Raw genomic sequence first — 23,272 nt, forward strand, 5'->3', positions numbered from 1 at the left:
ACGACGTGGCGCGCGCCCGCCGCAGGATCGAACGCCACGCCGGGTGACTGGCGAAAGTCGGTGCGGCTTCGTAGACTTCGAATATAGAAGATATATTCGAATGTCTCCCGATCGGAGTTCGGCCATGAACATCGAGGCGTCGCCCACCGTCGAGCGAACAATCGGCGAATCTCTCCTCTGACGCCATGGCTCGATTCACCCACCTGCACGTCGCGTCGACTTTCTCCCCGAACGTCGGAACGGCGCAACCAGCGGCGCTCGTCGCTTCGGCCGCCGCGGGCGGCGCCGATGTCGCGGCCATCACCGATCGCGATGGTCTGTACGGCGCCATTCCGCACCTGCGAGCCTGCCTCGCCGCGGGCATCGACGCGATGGTCGGGGTCGATCTCGCTCTGCTGCCCGACAGAACCGATCGAGTGCTACCCGGTGACTCATTGCCGAGGCGGGTCACCGTATTGGCGCACGGGCAGAATCGTGGCAAGGGATGGTCCGCACTGTGCCGACTCATCAGCCGGGCCCACGAGTCCGAAGCGGACGGCTCGCAGCGACACCCGAGCGGCATCGGCATTGAGCGATCTGACCTCAGAGACCTCATCCTCACTGAATCGACGCCCGTAGCGACGGTGCTGCTCGGGCCAGACTCCGACGTGGCGCACGCCGTCGCCTCTGCCGACTTCGCACGCGCCGCATCGACCCTCGCCGAATGGAAGCACCTGCTGCCCGGCGCGATGGCGGTCGAGGTCGTGTGTCACCTCAACGAACCAGGCGATGTCGCGAGCATCCGCCACGCCGCACGCATGCTCGAACTCGCCGATCTCGTCGGTGTGCCCGCCGTGCTCAGCAATGCTGTTCGGTATCTGCGACCCGACGCTGCGGCTCCCGGAGACATGCTCGGAGCATTCCTGTCTCAACCGGATACTCAGGCGTGGCTCAAGCCCGCCGTCGCCATGAGGCGGCTTGCCTCGCTCATCGTCGACCATTCATCGCTGCGTCGATCCGCGATCGAGCGACTGCTGTCGACCACCGAGGGCCTCGCCGACACGTGCAGACTCGATACGTTGGCCGACCTCGCCTGGCGCCGACCCAAGGTTCCCTCGAGGGCGGCTCTCCGCATCGAGGCAGACCCCATCGCCGAACTGCGCCGACGCAGCGACTCCGCTCTACTCGAACGCTATGCGCATGCACGGCCAAGTGATCTCGAATCGCTCAAGGTCCACCTCGACAACGAGATCGACATGATCGGGCGGCTCGGCCTCGCGAGCTACGTTCTCACCGTCGCCGAGGTGTCGTCGCTGATGAGGTCCATGAGGGTGCGCAACCAGGCGCGTGGCTCCGGCACGGGAGACCTGGTGAACTATCTGCTGCGCATCTCCAGCGTCGACCCGGCACGACACGGCCTGCTGTCCGAGCGCCCTCCCGACAGCCCGGCATCCAGACCCGTCATCGCCATCGATGTCGAATCGAACAGACTAGACGACGTCTACCGGGCCATCATCGAACGCTTCGGCGACAATCGGGTGGCCCTCGTGTCACACCACGTCAGCACACCCCCGAGCAGCCTCATCCTCGGAGCTGACGACCTTCTCGACACGACTCCTACTCAACCCAGCAGCATCGGCCTGCCCATGAGCCAGTACGCCACGAACGACCTGGAGGACGTCGGCCTACTGGCACTCGATGTGCTCGGGTCGCAGACGCAGAGCACGCTCGCCGACGCTGTGTCCGAGATCCGTCGCATCCACGGCCGTCTTGCGGCTCAGGCGGGTGGCCTGCCGGTCGACGCCCCCTACGTCGGCAGTGACGGCTCGATCGAGCTCGACGAGATTCCGCTCGACGACGAGGCGACCTTCGAGTCGATCCGCACTGGCCACACCGTCGGTATGTTCTACATCGAAAGCCAGTCGCAGCGCGAACGGATCCGCACGATACGCCCGACCGAGTTCGATGATCTCATCTCCATCGAAAGCTCAGACGACACACCCAAGGCGCACTGCGTCGCGCTCGCGCATTCGACATTTCAGAGCGCCTGGATCAAAACCCACTATCCCGCCGAATTCCTGGCCGCCCTGCTCACCCACGACAGGGGAACGCACCGACGCGATCTGCTGCTCGCCGAAGCCCGGCGAATGCGTGTGCCGATCCTGCCGATCGACGTCAATGCTTCAACAGAGGCCTACCGCACAGAGCGTATCGACCCGCCCCGATCGCGCGGCGTGCTGGCCGATCCCGACGACGTGATCCTCGGCATCCGCCTGTCGCTCGGCGACGTGCACGGCATGACCGCGATCGAGCTTGATCGCATCCTGGCGAACCGCCCCTACGTCGGCATCGATGACTTCTACCACCGCGCTGCCCCATCGCCCGCCTTGCTCACGACGCTCGGAGTCATCGGTTCCCTCGACTCCGTGGCCGCCTCAGACATATCGCCACGCAGTCCGCAGGCGATCCGAGGAGCTGTCATGGCTCGAGTACGCGAACTGACGGCCCAACGTAAGCGCCCCGCCACCCGGCACACCCACCCCACCTTGCCGGTTCTCGTCGACGACAGCCACCAGCCGAACGAGGTCGACGCCGAGCGGATGACCGTCTCGCCGAGGCCAACCGAGCCCGATGGGCCGCCCACAAAGTCCGGCCGTAACGCGATCGAAAGCTACCGTCTGATGCTCGATGAACTCGGAGCTCTGCCCACCGGCGACCTGTCCAGCTGCGACGACGACGAGGCCGTGCTGGTGGCAGGAACCCGCGTCGCCACACGAACTCTGCCGAAGAGCAACGGCGAACGCGTGGTCTCGGTCAGCCTCGACGACGGTTCAGGATGCGCCGACTCGATCTTCTTCGACGAAGCGCAAGACCGCGCGGGCACCCTTCTCTTCGGCACGAAGCTGATGCTGATCCAGGGAAAGACGCGGCACACAGAAGATCGCGGAATCTCGATCGAGGCAAGCAACGTCTGGGATCTGAAGGCTCTGTGGGCGCAATGGCAGCTGACGCAACGGCGTCAGGCACAGGAGGCCTCGTGAGTACCGAGACATCGTCTCCCGGTTCGGCGCAGAATGGGCGCATGCGACGCACGGATCGGGCACGGCTCGCGAACCTCAGGCTGGTCTCCCAGAACCTGGTCGCAAGCACACTCTCCTCGCCGGCAGACGCTGCGTTCTCGATGCTCGCAACACAGGCGCAAGACCTCTCGTCGGCGCAGTGGGCCCTGGCCGTTCGCAGTCCGGGGTCGTCGATCGCCGATGTCGACCGGGCTTTCAACGACGGCTCGATCGTGCGGTCGTGGCCCTTTCGGGGAACTCTCCATGTCATCCCGGCCGCAGACCTCGGGTGGATGCTCGCCCTGACCCGAGACAGAACTCTGCGCGGCGCGACAACAAGGCACACCGGCCTAGGACTCGATGACCAGATCTTTTCGCGCGCCGCCGATGTCGTCCGCAGTTCGCTGCAAGGCGGTGGGCGCTTGTCGCGGGCGGCCCTCCTCGCCGAGCTCGACGCATCCGGCATCGCCACCGACCACCAGCGCGGCGGCCACATCATCTGGTATCTGGCTCATACGGGCCTCATCTGTTTCGGTCCGATGGAGACGTCGGGCCAGGCCGTGGTACTGACCGACGAGTGGGTTCCTGAGCCCCGCCAGCTCTCCCCCGACGAGGCCCTGACCGAGCTCGCTGTGCGCTACTTCTCCTCACACGGGCCCGCGACCCTGCGCGATCTTCTGTGGTGGAGCAAGGTCTTGGTACCCGAGGCGCGAGGGGCGATCGAGAGGGCGGGCGACAGGCTCCGCCAGATTGTCATCGACAACACTGTCTACTATTTGGCCGCCGATCAGACCGCTGAGGCCGTGGCCCCGGGCCTCCTGCTGCTCCCCGGCTTCGACGAGTACCTCCTGGGCTACACCGACCGCGACGCGGTGCTGCCGCCGCAGCACAGCGCCCGAATCGTGCCTGGATCGAACGGCATCTTCCTTCCGATGGTCGTATCGAGCGGTCAGGTGGTCGGCACCTGGCGACGAACGGTTCGACGCGCATCAGTCGATACCGCCGCGACGACATTCGAACCGATGACCCCGACGAGTGCCGCCCGCTACAGAAAGGCAGCCCAGGGCTACGCGCGGTACCTCGGTCTGAACCTCGGCGAGGCGACGATCGCCGACTCATAGGGCACTGCAGCAATCCGCACAGGCATCCGCGAACGAACAACCCTAGACATGACCGACCTCGACGCGACCGCACCGCCCTACGCTCCGTTCGGCCTCGATACCGACCCTGCGTGTTCGGGTCTCGTGCCCAGCACCGTCGAGACCGAGCTCGGCCCCGTGCGCGTGCATCAATCGGCGACACGAAGCGGGTCGACCGCCACTCTTCTGCTTCACGGCGCGGCCGGAGGCTGGACGACCTGGACACCGCTGCTCGCGGCCGCCCGCGCGGCTGGCGAACCACTCACCGACGTGGTGACCATCGACCTGCCGGGCTGGGGCGACTCGCCCGGCCCCCGCATCCGGTCGCGTCTGACTCTCGATTCGCTGGCCGATGTGGTGTGGCGTATTGTCACGCTCCTCGGCTACAGCCGCGCCGACATCATCGGCCATTCCTTGGGCGCCTTTATCGCCCTGCATCTCGCGGCGACCAGACCGGCGCAGGTCGATGCCGTGCGTCTCGTTTCGGCGACGAGCTTCTCGGTCTTGGCGAGCGTCGAGCACCCGGTGCGATCATTCGGCGCCGTTCCCGGGTTCACCCTCCTGCTCGGGGTATTCCGTCTGCTCCGGATGGGCGGAGACCGCGGCGCCGGCCTGGTGCGCGCCGTGCGACGCATCGGACTGCTCCGCGTCGCGGTGAGCCCGCTCTTCCGGCACCCTCTGCGCGTGCCTCGATCAGTCGTCGACGCGCTCGCAGACGAGGTGCGCCCCGACAGTTTCGTGCGCGCTGCCGAGGCGACCCGGGCTTACGATCCGCGGCGACGCTGGGCGAGCATCCGATGCCCCGTATGGGCTGTTCGAGGCGACGCCGACTCGTTCGTGCCTTCGCGCGATCTCACCGGCCTGCTTCGCGCGATCCCCCGTGCGACGCTGGCGGAGATCGGCGACTGCGGCCACTTCGCCCATGTAGAGCGCCCCCGAGAGACGTTGGAAGCACTCGGCCTCATGACATGGCGCTCGAGCGTTGCGCGAAACGACGAAGCCGCCGCCCGGTGACCCGGGCGACGGCTTCGATCTGCGGATGATCCGCTGAGGTGACTACTTCTGGAGCGAGGCCTGAAGGTCGATCGTGATGGTGACCTCGTCGCCGACGAGAACTCCGCCGGTCTCGAGGGGCGCGTTCCAGCTGACGCCGAAGTCGTTGCGGTTGATCTTGGTGGTCGCGGTCAGTCCGGCCTTGTAGTTGCCGTACAGGTCGTCCTGGAATCCACCGAACTCGAGGTCGAACGTGACCGGCTTGGTGACGCCCTTGATCGTGAGGTCTCCATCGACGAGGAAGTCGCCGCCCTCGTAGCGGATGCCCGTGGACACGAAGGTCAGCTCGGGGTGCGTGGGGGCGTCGAAGAAGTCGTTCGTGCGCAGGTGACCGTCGCGGTTCTCGTCGTTCGTGTTGATCGAGGCGACCTCGGCCTTGGCCGTGACGGTGGAGTCGAGGGGGTTCTCACCCGTGGTGAAGGTGGCATCGAACTTCTCGAACTTGCCCTTGACCTTGCTGATGAGCAGGTGGCGAACGCTGAACGAGACCTCGGAGTGCGAAGCGTCGATGGTCCAGGTGCCGGCCTTGTAACCCGGGATGGTGATCGTGTCGGTCATGATTTCTCTTTTCGTCTGAGACAGAAGGGAGTGGGCCAGAACCCACTTCGATACAAATGCATGTACCACCGCGATTATTCCACTTCGGTGAAACGAGATGCTGAATAGCCGGTGAATGTCGTCACGAGACGACATAGTCGGGCGGCAGTTGAGAGGATTGCACAATGACGACTGACAACACACGCGTGGATTTCTGGTTCGACCCCTCTTGCCCCTGGGCGTGGATGACAAGCCGATGGGTCGACGAGGTGGCCACCCATCGCGACCTCGACGTGCACTGGCACATCATGAGCCTCGCTATCCTCAACGAGAACAACGACGTGCCCGAGTCCTACCGCGCGTTCTTCCCCCGCGCACTGCGCTACGCACGTGTCGTCGCCACCGCCGAGGCACTGCACGGAGCAGAGACGCTCAAGCCTCTGTACGACGCGCTCGGCCGACGCATCCATCTCGACGAGCGGGCGACCGATATCGAGGCCGTGGTCGCGGAATCGCTGGCAGAGGCCGGGCTGGATGCGTCGATCGCCGACCGCGCGCTTCCGGATGCCGATGGCCGGTTCGAGTTCGAGGCCGAGTTGCGCGCGTCCCACCGCAGCGGAATCGACCTCGTCGGAGACGATGTCGGAACTCCGATCATCGCCGTGAACGGCGTCGCTTTCTTCGGCCCCGTCATTTCGCCCGCTCCGCGCGGCGAGCAGGCACTCGCCCTGTGGGACGGCGTGGTCGCCGCAGCGTCGTATGACGGGTTCTTCGAGCTCAAGCGCAGCCGCACCCGCGATCCGATCTTCTCCTAAAGTCCCGGTAATCCCGGGATTCCCAATCGCTTCGCCTACCCTGGAGACCATGGCCCACTCCGTTCTGAGATTCTTCGGCGTGCTCGCGACGGTCACCGCGCTCGTCGTGGTGCCGTTCTCGGGCGCTGCCGCCGGCCCGCTTCGCACCGCCGACTATCCCTCGTGGGACGACGTGCAGGCGGCCAAGCAGAACGAAGCCACAGCTCAGGCCGAGGCAGACAGAATCAGCGGTCTTCTCGACGACCTCGAGGCGACGGCTACCAGCCTCAGCAACGAAGCGCTGAAGCGCGGCCAGGAATACCTTGTCGCGACGTACAACAGAGACGCAGCGCAGAACTCGGCCGACGACCTCGAGGCGCGGGCGACCGAGGCCTCTACGAAGGCTGATGCGGCGAAGCGACAGGTCGGCCAGATCGCCGCTCAGCTCTACAAGTCCGGTGGCGACAACGGCACCGTGAATCTTCTGCTGAACGGCGACAAGTCGAAGGAGCTTCTCTACAAGCTCGGCACCATGAGCCAGCTCACGTCGCAGACGGTCGGGCTGCGCGACGCCGCCGAGATCGCTGCGAACAACGCCTCCTCCCTGAGATCTCAAGCCGACGCCGCTCTGGCGGAACGAGACAGGCTGTCGACCGAAGCAGAGACCGCGCTCGAGGCGGCGAAAGACGCACAAGCTGCCGTCGATGCCCAGGTCGTCGAGGAGAAGGCGCACAGCGCCACCCTCTACGAGCAGCTCGCTGCGCTGAAGAACACCAGTGCAGCAGCAGAGCAGGGTTACCGAGAAGGCCTGGCCAAGGCCGCAGAAGAGGCCGCACGCAAAGCGGCCGCCGACGCCGCGGCTGCCGCCGACGCAGCGGCGAACGACAGCGGCGGTGACGGCAGTGCCTGGGTGCCCGACTCCGGATCGGTCGCATCGCCCGACGAGGCGAAGCAGATCGCCTTCAATATGCTGGGCTCCTACGGCTGGGGCAGCGAGCAACAGAGTTGTCTCGTGCGGCTCTGGACGGGCGAATCCGGGTGGCGGGTAAACGCCTACAACCCCGACAGCGGGGCCTATGGGATTCCCCAGTCGTTACCCGCGAACAAAATGGCCGACGTAGCTCCGGACTGGCCCACCAACGCGGCAACACAGATCACCTGGGGACTCAACTACATCAGTGGCAGGTACGGCTCGCCGTGCAGCGCGTTGGCGTTCTGGGACGGCAATTCGCCGCACTGGTATTGATCAGCTGATTCCGATCAGCGCCCGACGAGACTCGAGCCGGCCGTCGTCAGCAGAACCACATCGACGACCGCGCTGGCGATGATCAGCTGAAACAGCAGCCGCGTCGGCGGCCGGGTGAGCGCCAAGGTTATTCCGGCGATAGCGATGACGACGCCGGCGACGAGCCCGATCACGGCAACCACGATCAAACCGGGCGCCACTGACCCGATGCCGATCGACGCGACGAGCGAGGCGATCGCGAGCGACGCGAACGCGACCACACTCGATGGCCGGCGACCGAGAATGTGGGGCAGCCCACGCACGCCGGTACGCGCGTCATCGTCGAGGTCGGGCAAGACGTTGGCGAAGTGCGCCCCGAAGCCCAGAAGGGCCCCGACAACGATGGCCCACCACACTGCGGGCCGAGGCTCCGACAATGACAGCGTTACGAACAGCGGAAGCGTTCCGAAGGTGACCAGATAGGGCACACCCGATGCGGGCGTGCGCTTCAGCCACGCGTTGTAACTCCACCCTGAAGCGATTCCGATGATGTTCACCAGTGCGGCAAGCGGGCCGAGCAGCAGAGACAGCGGAACAGCAACGACGACGGCCGCGATGGCGGCCCTACGAACTGCAGAGCGGCTGACGAGGCCGGATGCGATGGGCTTATCCGCGCGCGCCACGGCCACGTCCCGATCAGCGTCGATCCAGTCGTTGCTCCACCCGATCGACAGCTGGCCCGCCAGCATCGCCGCGCCGACAAGCACGATCCTCGCCGTATCGACGCCCACCCCTGCTGCGAGGATGACGGTGACGAGAGTGACAGCGACCGCCGGCCCCGGGTGGGAGGCACTGATCATCCCGCGGAGCATACGTCGAAGTATAGAGAGTGTCCGTGCGTGATCCTCAGGATCGCTCGATGCTGGCGAGAAGCCGTGTAAGTGACCTCTCGAGCACAGCGCTTTCGTCGCCCTCGAGCCCCGCAATCAACGAGTTCTCTGCCGAGAGTTGGAGAGGAAACACCTCATCGGCGAGGTCTCGGCCCGCCGCCGTCAACGCAATCAGAGCTCCGCGTCCGTCGGCGGGATTCGTCGCACGATGCACCAGGCCGCGAGCCTCGAGCTGCTTGAGCCGCTTCGTGGTCGACGGAGCCGTCGCCAAGGAGATCGTTCGCAGTTCGCCCGGAGACCTCGGGGCCGCAGATCGTCTCAGCGCAGCCAGAATGTCGAACTCGCCGCGGGTCAGCCCGTGAGCGGCTAGTACCTCGTCGCTGTGATGCACGATCAACGCCGCGCTGCGCAACACGCGCCCCACGATGCCTATCGCCGAGAGATCGAGGTCCGGTCTGAGACGGTGCCACTCACGCTGAATAGCATCGACCGCGTCGCCCACAGCATTCTCGTCACCGCCCGTGCCAGTCATCAGACCTCCGCAAAATAATTTACTAGTAAACTATATCTCGTGAGCTCACCCATCCTGCCCCGCCCCCGCCACCTCGTGGCATTCGGTCCGCACGGGGGCGCTCACACGGTGGCCGTGCGCGCCGGGATCTCGATGGCCGTGCCGCTGATCGTGCTGTGGCTCACGGATCATCTCGACTTGTCGCTCTACGCGGCGTTCGGGGCGTTCACCGCTCTGTACGGGCGCAACCACAGCCATCTCCCCCGCCTGCGTATGCAGTCGCTCGCAGCGGCGATCTTGGTCTCAGCCGTGGTCATCGGAACGACCGTCGGCACGTTCGAGGCCCGCGAATGGATAGTCGTGCCCGTCGTCGCGGCTGTCGCCGCCCTTGTGACGATCATCTCGGATGCCGCCGACCTGCATCCGCCGGGCGCTCTGTTCGCGACTTTCGCGGTCGCGGCGTGCGCATCCGTGCCGAGCACGCCCGGGTCGATCGGCTTGGCATTGGCTGTCTCGTTGGCCAGCGCCGCGCTCTCACTGGCCATCGGAGTCATCGGTTTCGCGCATCCGTCGGCACGACTCCGACCGCGCTCGACCTTCTCCATCTCGTTCCGCGACGCGATTGCGAGGCCAGAGCGAGTCTCGACGATCGCCCGGCTCGTGGCCGGGATCCTCATCGCCGGGCTCGTTCCCACTCTCGCGGGCATCGGGCATCCCTACTGGGCGATGGTGGCCGTCGTCGCCGCTCTTTCAGGGCCGGATGCGACGGCTCGGCTCGTGCGCGCCGGTCACCGGATCCTCGGAACAGTCGTCGGCCTCGGCCTCGCCGCGCTCATCTTCGCGATCGATCTGCCGACCGCGGCGACCATCGCCGTCGTGGTGGCGCTGCAGATGACCGCCGAGCTCTTCATCGGCCGTAACTATGGCCTGACCATGGTGTTCGTCACCCCGCTCGCCCTCTGCATGATCGAACTCGCGCACGCGGTCGACGGTGGCGCCTTGATCGCCGACCGCTTCGTGGAGACGCTGTTCGGAGCGGTGATCGGCATCGCACTCACGCTTCTGTGGCGCTCCCGATCATCGACGATCGTCGACGCGTGACGGACTACTCTCGGCTGCCGCAGACGAACCGATGCCCGTGCCCGACCGCTCGTCGGCCTCGAGGCGCTCGGCCTCTTCTCCCCCGATGGCCTCTCCACGGGCGACGAGTCCCGCCACATCCGACAGCGGAATCTGCTTGAGGAACAGCGAAAGAAGAAAGGCGAGTCCGATGAACGGCAGCAGGTACCAGAACACGGGCGCCAGCGCGTCGGCGTAGGCCGTGACGATGCCGTCGCGCACGCTGTCGGGTAGCTGCGAGAGCGTCTGCGGGTCGAGCGTCGACGTCGAGGCCGCGGCATCCGTTGCACTGGCGCCGGCGTTCGTGAACACCGTCGTGAGATTCTCTGACAGGCGCGTGGTGAAGATCGTGCCGAACACGGCCACACCAAGAGATGCACCGACCTCGCGGAAGTAGTTGTTCGTGCTCGTCGCCGTACCGACCATCGACGGGTTCACCGAGTTCTGCGCCACGAGAACGACGACCTGCATGATGAGACCGAGACCGGCACCGAAGACGAACAGGAAGACGCAGATGAGCCAGATGGGCGTATCGGCGGTCAGGGTCGTCATCGCCACCATTGCCGAGGCGGTCAGCAGCGTTCCCACGATCGGGAAGAGCTTGTAGCGGCCGGTGCGGGTGATGGCGATTCCCGAGATGATCGAGGTGCCGATGAGTCCGGCCATCATCGGAAGCATCAGCAGACCCGATGCTGCCGCCGAGGTACCCGACGACATCTGGAGGAAGGTCGGGATGAAGCCGATGGCCGAGAACATGCCGAGACCCAGGGTGAGCCCGATCAAGGTCGCGTTGACGAAAGTGCGGTTCTTGAACAGGGCGAGCGGGATCACCGGGTCTTTCGCCCGTGCCTCGACGATGACGAACAGGATCGCGGCGACGATCATGCCGGCCCCGAACATCCAGGTCTCGGGCGCGGCCCAGCCATGGTCGGTCTTGTCGCCACCGAAGTCGGTGAAGAAGATAAGGCAGGTCGTGAAAGCCGACAGCAGAATGACGCCGAGAATGTCGATCGGCTGGGTGGCCTTCTTGCTAGGCAGCCGGAGCGCGAACCAAGCGATCGCGAAGGCGGCGATGCCCACGGGGATGTTGATGTAGAACGCCCACTGCCACGTGAGGTGATCGACGAAGAACCCACCCAGCAGAGGCCCACCGACGGCGGAAAGACCGAAGATCGCGCCGAGAGGGCCGAGGTACTTTCCGCGCTCGGAGGCGGGAACGATGTCGGCGATGATCGCCTGCGACAGGATCATCAGACCGCCGCCGCCCAGCCCCTGCATGGCGCGGAAGACGATGAGCTGGGTGAAGTCACCGGCGAACGCGCAACCGACCGACGCGACCGTGAACAACGCGATGGCGATGAGAAACAGGTTACGTCGACCGAGTACGTCGCCGAACTTTCCGTAGACGGGCATCACGATCGTGGTCGCGAGCAGATACGCGGTAGTCAGCCAGACCTGGTGCTCCACACCGCCGAGCTGTCCGACGATGGTAGGCATGGCGGTGGAGACGATCGTCTGATCGAGGCTCGACAGGAGCATTCCGGCGATGAGAGCACCGAAGATGATCCAGATGCGTCGCTTGGTGAGGAGCATGGGCCTCTCGGCTGTGGAGGCAGTAGTCATGGGTGAGCCTTTCGAGAAGTCGGTTCGGCCATCACGAGGCGAGCGGCCGCGAGAGAGTCGGTGAGGAGGGAAGCAAGATCGTGGGGCCTGGCGAGAGCATGCACACGGTCACCGACGCTGCGCAGCAGCCCGAAGAGAATGTGCACCACCGCTTGAGGACGCAGGTCGTCGGTCGGAACGTTCTCGCGGGCCGCGACGAGAGCGACGAATTGCCGCTCGCGCTCTTTGGTCATGCCGATGAAACGCTGAAGAAGGCGCGGTTCTCGGTCGAGGGCCGCGAAGAAGTCGGCATGTTCCTGAGCCGTGCCTTCGAGCGCACCGAAGTGCTGGATGGCCAACTCGAGCAGATCGTCGATGACAACGGGCCAGCCGCGGGATCCCCGGGCCAGGAATTCGCCCGCGAAGACTTGGGACTCGGCGTCGGGATCGACTCCGATGACCGCGTCTTCCTTGGTGCGGAAGTAGTTGAAGAAGGTGCGGCGAGAGACGCCCACCTCGTCGCAGAGCTCCTCGACGGTGAAACCGGCAAGGCCACGCTCCGCGGTGAGCCGCCGAGAGACCGAGGTCAGGCGGGAGGCCGTCTGAGCCCGGCGCAGCTCTCGCCGATCGGTCGTTGCACTTTCATTCACAGAGTGCAGTATTGCACTTTGCCATCCATGGTGCAATCCGGAACGAAAAGCGCGCGATCACGCCCCCGCGCGCACCTCAGCGGCGATCCGCGAGATGTCTGCGGGACCGATCCGGCAGCATCCGCCGACGAGCCGTGCGCCCTCGGATAGCCACTGAGCGACCGAGCCGTCGGCGACGCCGGTGGCGCCCGCCCACCGCCGGTTCTCGGCATCCCAGGTTTCGCCGCTGTTCGGATAGACGACGAGGGCTTTGTCCGTGACCGAACGAGCGGCAGCAATCGCCCGCGACACCTCTGTCGGATCACAGCAGTTGACGCCGACAGCGACCACCTCATCGACGGACGCGGCGCGAGCAAAGGCGCTCTCCATGGGCTCTCCTGAGCGGAGACGGCCATCGGCTACGGTGACGCTGATCCATGTCGGGATGCCGAGTCCGGCGATTTCTGCGGAGATCGCGTCGACCTCGGCGTACGAGGGAATCGTCTCGACGGCGAATATATCGGGATGTGCCGCGGCCATCGCCCTCAGCCGCCGACGATGCCACCCCCTCAGTTCGTCGACGCTCAGGCCGTAGTCGCCTCGGTACTCGCTGCCGTCAGCACGAGGGGCGCCATAGGGGCCCACCGAGGCGGCGACCCAGGCGACGTCACCGGTCGCGCCGGGGGCGACGAGTCTCGCATCATCGCGGGCATCACGAGCCAGCTGAATACTCAGGGCGAGCAGATCGTCGACGGCGATGGCATCCAGGCCCAGCTCTGCCAGCTGCAGATATGCAACCTGATACGAGGCGGCGATCGCCACCCGTGCCCCAGCAGCAAAGTACTCGCGGTGGGCCCGCCGAATCTCATCGGGCGCGTCGAGGAGCATCTGCGCCGACCACAGAGGCGAACTCAGGTCGTTGCCTCGACTCTCGAGGAGAGTACCGAGGCCCCCATCGAGGACGACAGGGTCGCGACCGAACAGCTGCTCGAATGCCGCGGCGCCAGTGCTGTCCATCGCGTTGCGCATCACGATCGAGCCCACTGTTCGCGTGGTGGCACAGCCTCCCAATTCCAACGGTCGGGGTCGGACTCCTTGACGACTTTGTAGATGGGGGCACCTCGTATGCAGAGACCCCAGAATCTTGTTCGTCCACAGGATTCGCACTTCAAATAGCTGACGATCGTGTACCGCATCTCGGAGTAAGCGAGATCGAGCATGTCTTGCAGCGGAACATCTCCCCGGATGTACCGCATGAGACCCGCGTCGACGAGGCTGATGAGCCGATCGTTAGTGGCCTTGACCGCGATGTCGTGAGGCGGCACTCCATCCGAATGCACAAGCGCCCAGTCGCAGGTTTTGCAGGACGTGAACATCGGCCCACTGTAGCGAAGCAAGCTGGCGACCCGTATTCACCAAGCCGGCTCGGTACCGATATCTATGCTTCTGTCAGGGGGCCACCCCTCGCGGGCGACGGCTAAGGAGTGCATTCGGGCTCTGCCTATGCCGGCTTCTCTTGCGGGGGTGCGGCACCCAGCTCGAGATACTGGATGGCTCCATAGCGCTCGTCGACCAGTCGACTTTCCGAGCCTCTCTCGGAAGCGCGAAGAGCCCCAGAAGACAAAAGAAAAGGAACCGCCCTGTCAGGCGGTTCCTTTGTTGTTCTGAATTTCTCTGATGGTGGAGCTGAGGGGATTCGAACCCCTGACCCCCTGCATGCCATGCAGGTGCGCTACCAACTGCGCCACAGCCCCGAACATGTCCCTCCCTTGAGCTTTCGCTCCGGGCCGAAACAACTTGCCTAGCTTACAACACGGATCCCGCTGAAGAAAAATCGAGACGCGATCCGGCCGATGTCAGCGTCAGGCGCTGGCTTCGCTCGACGCGAGCTCGATCGGAACGACAGGGCAGTCCTTCCAGAGACGCTCGAGCGAGTAGTACATGCGGTCTTCCTCGTGGAAGACGTGCACGACGACGTCGCCGAAGTCGAGGAGAGCCCAACGACCCTCCGAGAGACCTTCGCGGCGCAGGATTTTGACGCCCTGCTCGGCGAAGCGGTCGATGATCTCCTCGCCGATGGCCACGACGTTGCGCTCGTTGCGACCGGAGGCAAGCAAGAAGATGTCGGCGAGGGGAAGCGGGCCGGATACGTCGAGGGCGACGAGATCGGATGCCTGCTTCGAATCAGCGGCCGACGCCGCGATCTGGGTGAGCTCGATGGAGCGTGCTGAAGCTGTCAATTGAATTTAGAAGATCCTGAAGACAAAGGCGGCGAGCAGAAGGCCCACGACGCCGATCGCGAGAACACCCGCGGTGATCGCGAGGACGACAGGCACATTGGCCCTGCCCCGCTTGGGAGGAGCGACGAGGGCATTGTTCGACGCCCCTGTGCTGACTGCTCGGCTGGCGCTGACCGGTGCGACATCGTCGCCACTCTGCTCGGTCTCGCCGATGTCGAGGAGTGCGTCGAGATCTTTGGACTCTATGCCCGCCGCGGGAGCGCCGCTGGCACCCATGCTCGAGGGCAGATCGATCGAGCCGGTGATGATGACCTCACCGGTCTCGTCGAGAGCCGTGCCCATGTCCATGCTGCTGGGAACGGCAGGAAGAACGAGCGCACTGGTCTGCGACGAGTTGGTCGATCCCACGGTGCGCGACGAGATGAGGTCGTCGAACGACGCGTTGGAGTCGTCGGTCTTGGCAGGAGCCTGCTCGTCGGGAACGACGGCCGGCGGCTGGAAGATGGGCGCGAGAATCGGTCCGCTCGAAAGCGACTCCACGGTGATCTCGGTGACCGAGTCTCCGTCGTCGGGATCGTCGTCGATCGGCACATCGTCGGTTCGCGAGTCATCGCTTCGCACGTCGCCGGTTCGCGGCTCGTCGATCTGCGGTTCATCGATGACGAGCTCTTCTACGATGGGCTTCGGCTCGCTTGCCTCGGGCGCGAAGCTCGAGATCGGGTCGGATGCGCCGCGTGCGCCGACGGGAGACGGCATCTGCTGCGGGGCCTCACGCTCGAACGTGGGAATAGCCTGAGTCGGTTCTTCGACGACCACGGCGTCTTCGACGACTTCCGTGGCGTCGGATGTCTGGGAGGCCTCGGTCTCAGAAGTCACGGACTCGTCGGAACCAGCCGCCGCTTCCTGCTCCGGAGCGTCGGGAATCGCACTCGCATCGGCCTCGGCTGCGCGTCGCGCGGCCTCTTCCTGCACCTTGGCGGCGTCCTGCCGGTCTTTCTTGGGCATGGTGCGCTCGAGTTCGCGCAGCTGGCGCCGTGTTAGCGGCTGCTCGTCGGGAGACAACGTCATTCAAAACTCCGATATAGATGGTGCTTGGTGATGTACTGTACGACACCGTCGGGTACCAAGTACCACACCGGAAAACCCCGGCCCACCCGGCCGCGTATGTCAGTGGACGATATCGCTAGAGCCGGAACTTCCAAATAGCTTACGTCTTCATGCGGCAAAGCGGAAATGGACAGTGGATGCCCGGGCCGTGAGACGGCCACGAAGTGGGCCAGCGACCAGAGTTCTTCGGCGTTCTTCCACCCCAGAATCTGTGCGATGGCGTCGGCGCCCGAGATGAAGAACAGGTCGGCGTCGGGGCGCTGCTCGTGCAGATCACGCAGGGTGTCGATGGTATAGGTATCGCCGACGCGGTCGATATCGACGCGACTCACGGTGAAGCGCGGATTCGACGCGGTGGCGATGACCGTCATGAGGTAACGGTGTTCGGCCGGCGTGACGACCTTCTTCTGCCAGGGCTGTCCGGTGGGAACGAACACCACCTCGTCGAGGTCGAACGACTGGGCCACCTCGCTGGCGGCCACGAGGTGCCCGTGGTGAATGGGGTCGAAGGTTCCACCCATCACACCGATCCGGGCACGCCTGCCGCTGGCGGAGGTCACGTTCTTCGGTGCCTAGTGGTCGGCGCCGGTGCGGTCTGCGTGTCCGTGAGGATCGTGGCTGGCGGCGTAGGCGGCAGACTTGCGCGGGTGGCGGTTGGCAACGTCACGGTAGCTCCACATGACGGCGGCCAGAGCGATGAAGATCACGAAGGCGATGAGTCCGAAGACGATGGCCGGGAACGGCAATTCGACGTGGGCCTCAGCTTCGGCCAACAGGCTGGTCACAACTGACATGGTTCTCTTTCGTCGTCGGCGGCGCGCAGAAAATAACGCGGTCGTTCAAGGATACCGCTACGCGCGCACCTGCCCCGTTCCCCGCACCAGCCACTTCGTGCTCGTGAGCTCGGGAAGCCCCATCGGGCCGCGCGCGTGCAGCTTCTGGGTGGAGATGCCGACCTCTGCCCCGAACCCGAACTCGCCCCCGTCGGTGAAACGCGTCGAGGCGTTGACCATGACCGCCGCGGAGTCGACCTCACGCAGAAAGCGCTCGGCATTCGAGAGATCGTTGGTGATGATCGACTCGGTGTGGTGCGTCGAGTACTGACGGATGTGATCCATCGCCTCGTCGAGATCGGCGACGACCCGCACGGCGAGGTCGAGGGTCATGTACTCGGTCGCCCAGTCGTCGTCGGTCGACTCGATCGCGTCGGGGAACAGCGCCAGGGTGCGGGCGTCGCCGTGAATCGTGACACCGGATGCCCGCAGCGCACCGAGCACGCCGGGAAGCAGTCGCTCTGCGGCCTCCTCGTGCACCAGCAGCGTCTCGAGCGCGTTGCACACACTCGGACGCTGCACCTTGGAGTTGTGCACGATGGCGGTCGCCATCTCGAGGTCTGCGCTGGAGTCGAGAAAGATGTGCACGATACCGGCACCGGTCTCGATGACCGGGACAGTCGACTCGCTCACGACGGTGTTGATGAGGGCAGCGCTGCCGCGGGGAATGAGCACGTCGATGTATCCTCGCGCGGTCATCAGAGCGGTCGCACCCTCTCGCCCGAATTCGTCGATGGTCTGCGCGGCCTCTCGCGGCAGGCCGACCGATTCCAGCGCACTCTGAATCAGATCGACGAGCACCCGGTTCGTGTTCTCAGCAGCGGAGCCGCCGCGCAGCACGACGGCGTTGCCGCTCTTGATAGCGAGGGCGGCGATGTCGATCGTGACGTTCGGGCGGGCCTCGTAGATGGCACCCACCACGCCGAACGGCACACGCACCTGCTCGATGCGCACGCCGTTGGGAAGCGAGCGACCGCGCACGGTCTCTCCCACGGGATCGACAAGGCCTACGAGGTCGAGAGTGGCCGAGGCGAGAGCCTCGATGCGGGCGTCGTTCAGAGTGAGTCGATCGAGCAGCCCAGCGGCGAGTCCGTTCTCTCGCCCGTTGGCCAGATCGAGATCATTGGCCTCGCCGATGCGCTGCACATTCGATCTCAGCTGCTCCGCGATGGCCGAGAGTGCGCCGTTCTTGACGTCGGTCGTAGCCTGGGCGAGACGGCGCGCAGACGTGCGCGCGGCATCCAGCCTCTCGGTGAACGTGCTGGAGGCCAGTGTCGAAAGGGGCATGGCGCCCAGTTTACGGCTACGGGGCCGGGTCGAACCAGGTTCCGACGGCCTCGCCGGCGAGCGCCTGCGCGGCCTGCGGCGTCGAGGTGAGAATGACCGCGGTGCCGTTGCTCGCGGCATACCGCGCGGCAGACACCTTGGTCGTCGCGCCACCGGTGCCGAGCCCCGTTCCCACATCGCCGACGACGACTCCGTCTAGTTCGTCGCCGTAGGGCACGTGCGAGATCAGGATGGCGCCGGGTTCGAGGGGCGGACGCGTATAGAGAGCGTCGACATCGGAGAGCAGCACCAGCAGGTCGGCCTGCACGAGCTCGGCCACGAGCGACGCCAGGCGGTCGTTGTCGCCGAAGCGGATCTCGTGTGTGGCCACCGTGTCGTTCTCGTTCACGATGGGCAGGATGCGCAGACCGAGCAGACGCTCCATCGCGCGCTGAGCGTTCGAACGAGGCGTCGGATTCTCGAGGTCGCCGGCCGTCAACAGCACCTGGCCCGCCACGATGCCGAAACGGTCGAGGCTGTCTTGATAACGGTAGATCAGCACGTTCTGCCCCACCGCAGCCGCGGCCTGCTGGGTGGCCAGATCGGTGGGGCGGGAGTCGAGCTGCAGGTAGGGCATGCCCGTGGCGATCGCGCCCGACGAGACCAGCATGATCTCGATACCGCGACCGTGCGCGGTGGCCAGCGCATCGACGAGGGCAACGATCTGGCCCGCATTGTCACCAGAGATCGACGACGAACCGACCTTCACGACGATGCGTCTCGCGCGCTCGATGTCGCTGCGGTCGGCCAGCCGGACGCGGGTCACTCCTCGTCCGTGCTGTCTTCGCGCCAGAGTCCTGCCTCTTTCTCACGCACGAGTTCTGCGCGGGCCTCTGCCTTGGCGTCCATGCGCTCGAAGTACTCCTCGCGGCGCTGGTTGCTCGTGCGTCGGCCGTCTTTGAGAAGGCGGGGGTCGAGGCCACGGGGGGCGGTGACCAACTCGGCCGTCGAGGTCATCGTGGGCTCCCAGTCGAAAACAACGCCGTTGTCGAGGCCGATGATGACGGTCGAACCCGCCTGCGCGCCCTTCTTGAAGAGCTGGTCTTCGACACCGAGCTTGGCCAGACGGTCGGCGAGGAAGCCGATGGCCTCTTCGTTCGTGAAGTCGGTCTGCTGCACCCAGCGCTCGGGCTTCGTACCGAGAACGCGGTAGATGTTTCCGCCCGATCCTCCCTCGACACGCACGGTGAACCCGGCTTCGTCGACGGCACGGGGGCGCATGACGAGGCGAGGCTTGGGCGGAGCATCGATGAGCGCCTGGCGCCCTTCTTCGACGAGCTGGGCGAGGGCGAACGACAGGGGCTTCAGACCCTCGTGACTCACGGTCGAGATCTCGAACACACGGTATCCCCGCGCCTCGAGTTCGGCGGTGACGAAGTCGGCGAGTTCGCGCCCCTCCGGCACATCGATCTTGTTCAGAGCGATGAGCTGCGGGCGTTCGATGAGCGGGATCTGGCCCTCGGGCACCGGGTATGCGGCCAGCTCCGCAAGAATGATGTCGAGGTCGGAGATCGGATCACGGCCGGGCTCGAGGGTGGCACAGTCGAGCACGTGCAGCAGCGCAGTGCACCGCTCGACGTGGCGAAGGAATTCGAGGCCCAGACCCTTGCCCTCGCTCGCGCCCTCGATGAGGCCGGGAACGTCGGCGATCGTGTAGCGGGTCTCCCCCGCCTGGACGACGCCCAGGTTGGGGTGGAGCGTGGTGAAGGGATAGTCGGCGATCTTCGGCTTAGCGGCAGAGAGCGCAGCGACGAGACTCGACTTGCCCGCCGAGGGGTACCCCACGAGCGCGACGTCGGCGACGACCTTCAGTTCGAGCCGGATGTCGCCCTCGAAGCCGAGCGTTCCGAGCAGAGCGAAGCCGGGAGCCTTGCGCTTCGTGTTCGCCAGCGCGGCGTTTCCGAGCCCGCCCTGTCCAGCCTCGGCGACGACGACGCGCATGCCGGCGTCTGTCATGTCGGCGAGCTCGGTGCCGTCGGCGTCTTTCACGAGCGTTCCGATGGGCACGCTCAGCACGAGTTCATCTGCGTTGGTGCCGCTGCGGTGATCACCCATGCCAGGGCCGCCGTTCTCACTGCGACGATGCGGTGAGCGGTGGAATCCGAGCAGCGTGGTGACGCCGGGGTCGGCGACGAGCACGATGTCTCCACCGTTCCCGCCTGTTCCGCCGTCGGGGCCCGCGAGGGGTTTGAACTTCTCGCGCTTCACCGACACGCAGCCGTTGCCGCCATTGCCTGCGCGGAGGTGGAGTGTCACATGGTCAACAAACGTCGCCATCTGCTCTCCTAACGTTGGTGTTTCAGTGAAAAACGAAGAATGGCAGGAACGGGCCGAAGCCCGCCCCTGCCATCTGTGCCTGCGAGGTGGTGCTACTCGCCTGCCACGATGTTGATGACCTTGCGGCCACCCTTGTGTCCGAACTCGACCGAACCTGCGGCCAGAGCGAACAGGGTGTCGTCGCCGCCACGGCCGACGTTCACGCCGGGGTGGAAGTGAGTGCCGCGCTGGCGAACGATGATCTCGCCCGCTCCGACGACCTGGCCACCGAAGCGCTTGACGCCCAGACGCTGTGCGTTGGAGTCACGACCGTTGCGAGTGGAACTCGCGCCCTTTTTATGTGCCATTAGCTCTTCCTGCCCTACTTGATTCCGGTGACCTTGACGCGGGTCAGGTCTTGACGGTGACCCTGGCGCTTCTTGTACCCGGTCTTGTTCTTGAACTTCTGGATGACGATCTTCGGGCCACGGAGGTCTTCGAGAACCTCGGCGGTGACGGTGACCTTGGCAAGCGATGCGGCGTCGAAGGTGATCTTGTCACCGTCGACGAGCAGCACGGCGGCCAACTCGATGTTGCCGTCTTTGTCGGCCTTGATGCGGTCGAGGGTGACGATCGTGCCGACCTCTACCTTTTCTTGCCGACCACCGGCGCGCACAACTGCGTAAACCACTTCAGTACCTATTCTCTAGAGAGCGAATGCCCACAAAACTCGATTGACACGCGGGCTGAGCCAAGCGCGCGCCAACGGACAACTTTACGTCAAGCTCGCGCTCCGGTCAAACCCGGAGCACGTTGATGAGCGCCTTCCCCCGAGGGTTCGGTCGAGGTCTTTGCGCTCTCGACAGCATAACAGCCCCCGGTGGCGGTTACTGCCAGGTGACGCGGAGACCTGTCAGGGTGCGCTCCACCGCGCCACTCGACCGGTCGACGAGAGAGGTCGCGACCTCGGCTCCAGTACGCGGCTGCACAGCGATCGCAAGGTACTGCGTGTTCGGCGACTGCGTGACCGAGACGATGCGCGCCTCCGCCGAAGCGGTGTCGAAGATGACCGTTGCCCCGCCGTCATCGCTTCGCACGACGACCTGCCTCGTGGTGCCATCGACAGCGCCGACGCTCACCACGGAGACGGTCGTCGTGTCGTCGGGCCCTAGGAGCGGCAGTCCGACAGGGATCGCACCCTCTGGGAGGATCGGCTTGAGCGGCGACACCTCACCCGAGAGCAGATCGAGCACGTGGAAGGCTCCCTGACCGCCGATCACCGACTGTGCTCCCGCCGGAGCGACCTCACCGAGATCGTCGTAGTCACCGATCACGGCCCCCTGCTGCAGCGCGGAGTCGTAGATCGACATCACGCCGTCGGCGGTCGTCTCGACCAGAGTGCTGTCGGGAATGAATCGCCACTGGTCCACCTGGAGCGGCTCACCGATCACGGTGCCGGGCAGTGTGAACGAGGTGTGCTTGGCAAGCAGATCGAACAACAGAAGCGTGTTCGAGTAGCCGTCGGCAGGGTCGGCACCGGTGAAGCGGAACCCGAGCATCGCCTGTTTCACCGAGGAGCCGAGTTGCGTGATCGTTCCGCGCGTCGGCAGGGGTAGCGTCTCGACGGCGCTCTGTCCGGGTGCCACCAGCACGAGCTGCGACATGCCATCATCGGTCTCGGTCGCGATTGCGAGACTCGACCCGACAACGGCGAAGTCCTGGATGCGCGGGGCCGAGTAGACGACGTCTCTCGCGGTTCCGGAGACCGTGGTTCGCACGATGGCGTCGGCGGCGCCGCCCACCGCATCCGGCGCGCCTTTCTGCAGATAGTAGAGCGGCGGCGATCCCGTCGTGAAGGAATAGTCGAACGTCGACGCGGCCTCGTGGAACGGGCTCGTGACCCCGGACACGGACACGACGTAGTCGGTGCCGTACAACAGGCGCTGCTCGAAGGTGATGGAGAGCGTGTTTCCATCGGTGGCGACCTTCAGGGGAATGCTCGGCGTGACACTCACCTGCTCGGCGTCGATCTCGGCGAGCGGCTCGTTCGAGTGCATCAGCAGTCGTTGCTGGGTCAGCTGCACGACACCATCGGCATCGATGTCGGAGCGCACGAGCCGCGGACCCTGCCCCAGGGTCAACACGGCGAGACCGGTGCACAGCACGACCAGCACGGCGACCATCGCCGCCAGGGTGCGGCGGAACGAGCCTCGGTGTGCGGGCGCGGCCCCTCGCGACTCAGTAGACATAGGGGTCACTCGGCTCGTCGACCGGGCTCACCTGCTGGGGCACGATCACCATCGGCTGGCGACTCTTGACGCTCGGATTCAGGTCGAAGGCCCCCGTCACCTCGACCCAGTCGTCGAGCGCGAGCGACGACTTCCAGTCGGGCTGGTACACCGGCACCCCGACCGGCTGCGCATCGGCGGCGCAGCAGGTCACGAAAAAGCGTGTGACGAAGAACACGTTCTCCGGATCGTCGGGATCGGCGCTGATGAAACCGGTGAGCGTGGTGGGTTTTCCCGCGATTCCTTGCAGATCTGTGCTCTGCCGCAGGGCTGTAGCCCACTCCTTGACGCCGTAGTCCGCGGTGTCACCGGTGGCCTGCTGCGACCCCGCGCCCACGACCGTGCCGCTGTTCACGCTGCGCTGGTCGGCGGTGGCCGAGGTGAGCGTCGCGGGCGGCAGAACGATCAATGAGCCGACGCCGAACAGGCTCGCGACCACGACCGCTACCGACAGGCCGAGCCGCCACGCGCGACGCGTCGGTCCAGCGTCCGTCGCCTCGTCGGCCGGTACCCTCACGACGAAGCTGGCGACGACCACCACGATGCCGCAGACGGCCGCGATGACGGTGAAGGCGAAGTAGCGGGGGTGGACGTAGAGCCCCAGGTCGCCGTTGATCCACAGCCACACGGTCGTCACGCAGGCCACCAGGGTCAGAACGACGCCGATCCATCGTTGTCTCACGCT

At 65.5% G+C, this 23,272-nt stretch carries 23 protein-coding genes and 1 tRNA gene; 6 read left to right on the forward strand and 18 right to left on the reverse strand.

The annotated features are described in order from the left end of the window. Positions 1-185: 185 nt before the first annotated feature. Genes B9Y86_RS15550 through B9Y86_RS15560 form a run of 3 tightly spaced genes read left to right on the forward strand, consistent with a single transcriptional unit; the run spans position 186 to position 5,191 of the window. Positions 186-3,020, forward strand: coding sequence for a PHP domain-containing protein (locus tag B9Y86_RS15550; RefSeq protein ID WP_085487779.1), 2,835 nt, complete (start codon positions 186-188; stop codon positions 3,018-3,020). Then, positions 3,017-4,159 carry a winged helix DNA-binding domain-containing protein gene (locus tag B9Y86_RS15555; protein WP_176223389.1) on the forward strand — a complete coding sequence of 381 codons (1,143 nt, stop codon included), beginning with the start codon at positions 3,017-3,019 and terminating at the stop codon, positions 4,157-4,159. Before B9Y86_RS15550 ends, B9Y86_RS15555 begins: the two co-directional genes overlap by 4 nt. A gap of 48 nt (positions 4,160-4,207) precedes the next feature. Beyond that, positions 4,208-5,191, forward strand: coding sequence for an alpha/beta fold hydrolase (locus tag B9Y86_RS15560; protein ID WP_085487781.1), 984 nt, complete (start codon positions 4,208-4,210; stop codon positions 5,189-5,191). A 42-nt stretch (positions 5,192-5,233) separates the two neighbouring features. Here the strand turns inward: B9Y86_RS15560 and B9Y86_RS15565 are convergent, their stop codons facing one another. Then, entirely contained in the window at positions 5,234-5,788 is a 555-nt protein-coding gene (locus tag B9Y86_RS15565) for a YceI family protein (RefSeq protein WP_055774439.1), read from the reverse strand. Positions 5,789-5,952: 164 nt separating this feature from the next. On the opposite strand from B9Y86_RS15565, the gene B9Y86_RS15570 reads away from it, so the two are divergent. Together B9Y86_RS15570 and B9Y86_RS15575 are read left to right on the forward strand one after the other, a co-directional pair. Beyond that, positions 5,953-6,582: a mycothiol-dependent nitroreductase Rv2466c family protein gene (locus tag B9Y86_RS15570; protein ID WP_085487783.1), complete on the forward strand. Its 630-nt coding sequence runs from the start codon at positions 5,953-5,955 to the stop codon at positions 6,580-6,582. A gap of 49 nt (positions 6,583-6,631) precedes the next feature. Next, positions 6,632-7,807: a coiled-coil domain-containing protein gene (locus tag B9Y86_RS15575; protein WP_085487787.1), complete on the forward strand. Its 1,176-nt coding sequence runs from the start codon at positions 6,632-6,634 to the stop codon at positions 7,805-7,807. A 14-nt stretch (positions 7,808-7,821) separates the two neighbouring features. Here B9Y86_RS15575 and B9Y86_RS15580 read toward each other — a convergent pair whose 3' ends face one another. Continuing rightward, on the reverse strand, positions 7,822-8,646 hold the full coding sequence (locus B9Y86_RS15580; RefSeq protein WP_244894789.1) for a UbiA family prenyltransferase: 825 nt from the start codon (positions 8,644-8,646) through the stop codon (positions 7,822-7,824). Between the two features lie 46 nt (positions 8,647-8,692). Continuing rightward, entirely contained in the window at positions 8,693-9,208 is a 516-nt protein-coding gene (locus B9Y86_RS15585; RefSeq protein ID WP_085487791.1) for a MarR family winged helix-turn-helix transcriptional regulator, read from the reverse strand. Between the two features lie 39 nt (positions 9,209-9,247). Here B9Y86_RS15585 and B9Y86_RS15590 point away from each other — a divergent pair, with 39 nt between their 5' ends. Continuing rightward, a complete protein-coding gene (locus tag B9Y86_RS15590; protein WP_139824941.1) occupies positions 9,248-10,288 on the forward strand; it encodes an FUSC family protein in 1,041 nt (346 codons plus the stop codon). On the opposite strand, the gene B9Y86_RS15595 is transcribed toward B9Y86_RS15590, so the two are convergent. The 15 genes from B9Y86_RS15595 to B9Y86_RS15670 all read right to left on the reverse strand — a co-directional run bounded on the left by B9Y86_RS15595 (position 10,265) and on the right by B9Y86_RS15670 (position 23,269). Next, positions 10,265-11,929: an MDR family MFS transporter gene (locus B9Y86_RS15595; protein WP_085487795.1), complete on the reverse strand. Its 1,665-nt coding sequence runs from the start codon at positions 11,927-11,929 to the stop codon at positions 10,265-10,267. The two genes, B9Y86_RS15590 and B9Y86_RS15595, sit on opposite strands and share 24 nt — an antisense overlap. Then, positions 11,926-12,558: a TetR/AcrR family transcriptional regulator gene (locus B9Y86_RS15600; RefSeq protein ID WP_176223390.1), complete on the reverse strand. Its 633-nt coding sequence runs from the start codon at positions 12,556-12,558 to the stop codon at positions 11,926-11,928. The genes B9Y86_RS15595 and B9Y86_RS15600 overlap by 4 nt, the downstream gene beginning before the upstream one ends. A gap of 57 nt (positions 12,559-12,615) precedes the next feature. Then, a complete protein-coding gene (gene mmuM / locus B9Y86_RS15605) occupies positions 12,616-13,566 on the reverse strand; it encodes a homocysteine S-methyltransferase (RefSeq protein WP_244894797.1) in 951 nt (316 codons plus the stop codon). A 649-nt stretch (positions 13,567-14,215) separates the two neighbouring features. Beyond that, positions 14,216-14,291, reverse strand: a tRNA-Ala gene (locus tag B9Y86_RS15615). A gap of 108 nt (positions 14,292-14,399) precedes the next feature. Next, on the reverse strand, positions 14,400-14,777 hold the full coding sequence (rsfS, locus tag B9Y86_RS15620; protein ID WP_085487801.1) for a ribosome silencing factor: 378 nt from the start codon (positions 14,775-14,777) through the stop codon (positions 14,400-14,402). A 6-nt stretch (positions 14,778-14,783) separates the two neighbouring features. Then, positions 14,784-15,845 (reverse strand): hypothetical protein, encoded by a 1,062-nt coding sequence (locus B9Y86_RS15625; protein ID WP_139824942.1) that lies wholly within the window; start codon positions 15,843-15,845, stop codon positions 14,784-14,786. Further along, entirely contained in the window at positions 15,842-16,444 is a 603-nt protein-coding gene (gene nadD / locus B9Y86_RS15630) for a nicotinate-nucleotide adenylyltransferase (RefSeq protein WP_085487805.1), read from the reverse strand. Before nadD ends, B9Y86_RS15625 begins: the two co-directional genes overlap by 4 nt. 12 nt (positions 16,445-16,456) lie before the next feature. Beyond that, complete coding sequence (locus B9Y86_RS15635) at positions 16,457-16,678, reverse strand: hypothetical protein (protein ID WP_085487807.1); 222 nt, start codon at positions 16,676-16,678, stop codon at positions 16,457-16,459. A gap of 57 nt (positions 16,679-16,735) precedes the next feature. Next, positions 16,736-18,004, reverse strand: a complete 1,269-nt coding sequence (locus B9Y86_RS15640; protein ID WP_085487809.1) for a glutamate-5-semialdehyde dehydrogenase — start codon at positions 18,002-18,004, stop codon at positions 16,736-16,738. Positions 18,005-18,020: 16 nt separating this feature from the next. Next, positions 18,021-18,794 carry a glutamate 5-kinase gene (proB, locus tag B9Y86_RS15645; protein WP_176223396.1) on the reverse strand — a complete coding sequence of 258 codons (774 nt, stop codon included), beginning with the start codon at positions 18,792-18,794 and terminating at the stop codon, positions 18,021-18,023. 11 nt (positions 18,795-18,805) lie between these two features. Beyond that, positions 18,806-20,320, reverse strand: coding sequence for a GTPase ObgE (gene obgE, locus B9Y86_RS15650; RefSeq protein ID WP_085487813.1), 1,515 nt, complete (start codon positions 20,318-20,320; stop codon positions 18,806-18,808). A gap of 92 nt (positions 20,321-20,412) precedes the next feature. Continuing rightward, positions 20,413-20,667, reverse strand: a complete 255-nt coding sequence (gene rpmA / locus B9Y86_RS15655) for a 50S ribosomal protein L27 (RefSeq protein ID WP_044442950.1) — start codon at positions 20,665-20,667, stop codon at positions 20,413-20,415. 14 nt (positions 20,668-20,681) lie between these two features. Then, entirely contained in the window at positions 20,682-20,990 is a 309-nt protein-coding gene (gene rplU / locus B9Y86_RS15660; protein WP_044442947.1) for a 50S ribosomal protein L21, read from the reverse strand. Between the two features lie 196 nt (positions 20,991-21,186). Beyond that, the gene (locus B9Y86_RS15665; protein WP_139824943.1) at positions 21,187-22,548 is read right to left on the reverse strand and encodes a hypothetical protein; all 1,362 of its coding nucleotides are present in this window, start codon (positions 22,546-22,548) and stop codon (positions 21,187-21,189) included. Next, the gene (locus B9Y86_RS15670; protein ID WP_244894790.1) at positions 22,538-23,269 is read right to left on the reverse strand and encodes a TIGR03943 family putative permease subunit; all 732 of its coding nucleotides are present in this window, start codon (positions 23,267-23,269) and stop codon (positions 22,538-22,540) included. Before B9Y86_RS15670 ends, B9Y86_RS15665 begins: the two co-directional genes overlap by 11 nt. Positions 23,270-23,272 lie beyond the last annotated feature (3 nt).

The organism is Agreia pratensis, from assembly GCF_900177685.1.
Lineage (GTDB): Bacteria > Actinomycetota > Actinomycetes > Actinomycetales > Microbacteriaceae > Agreia > Agreia pratensis.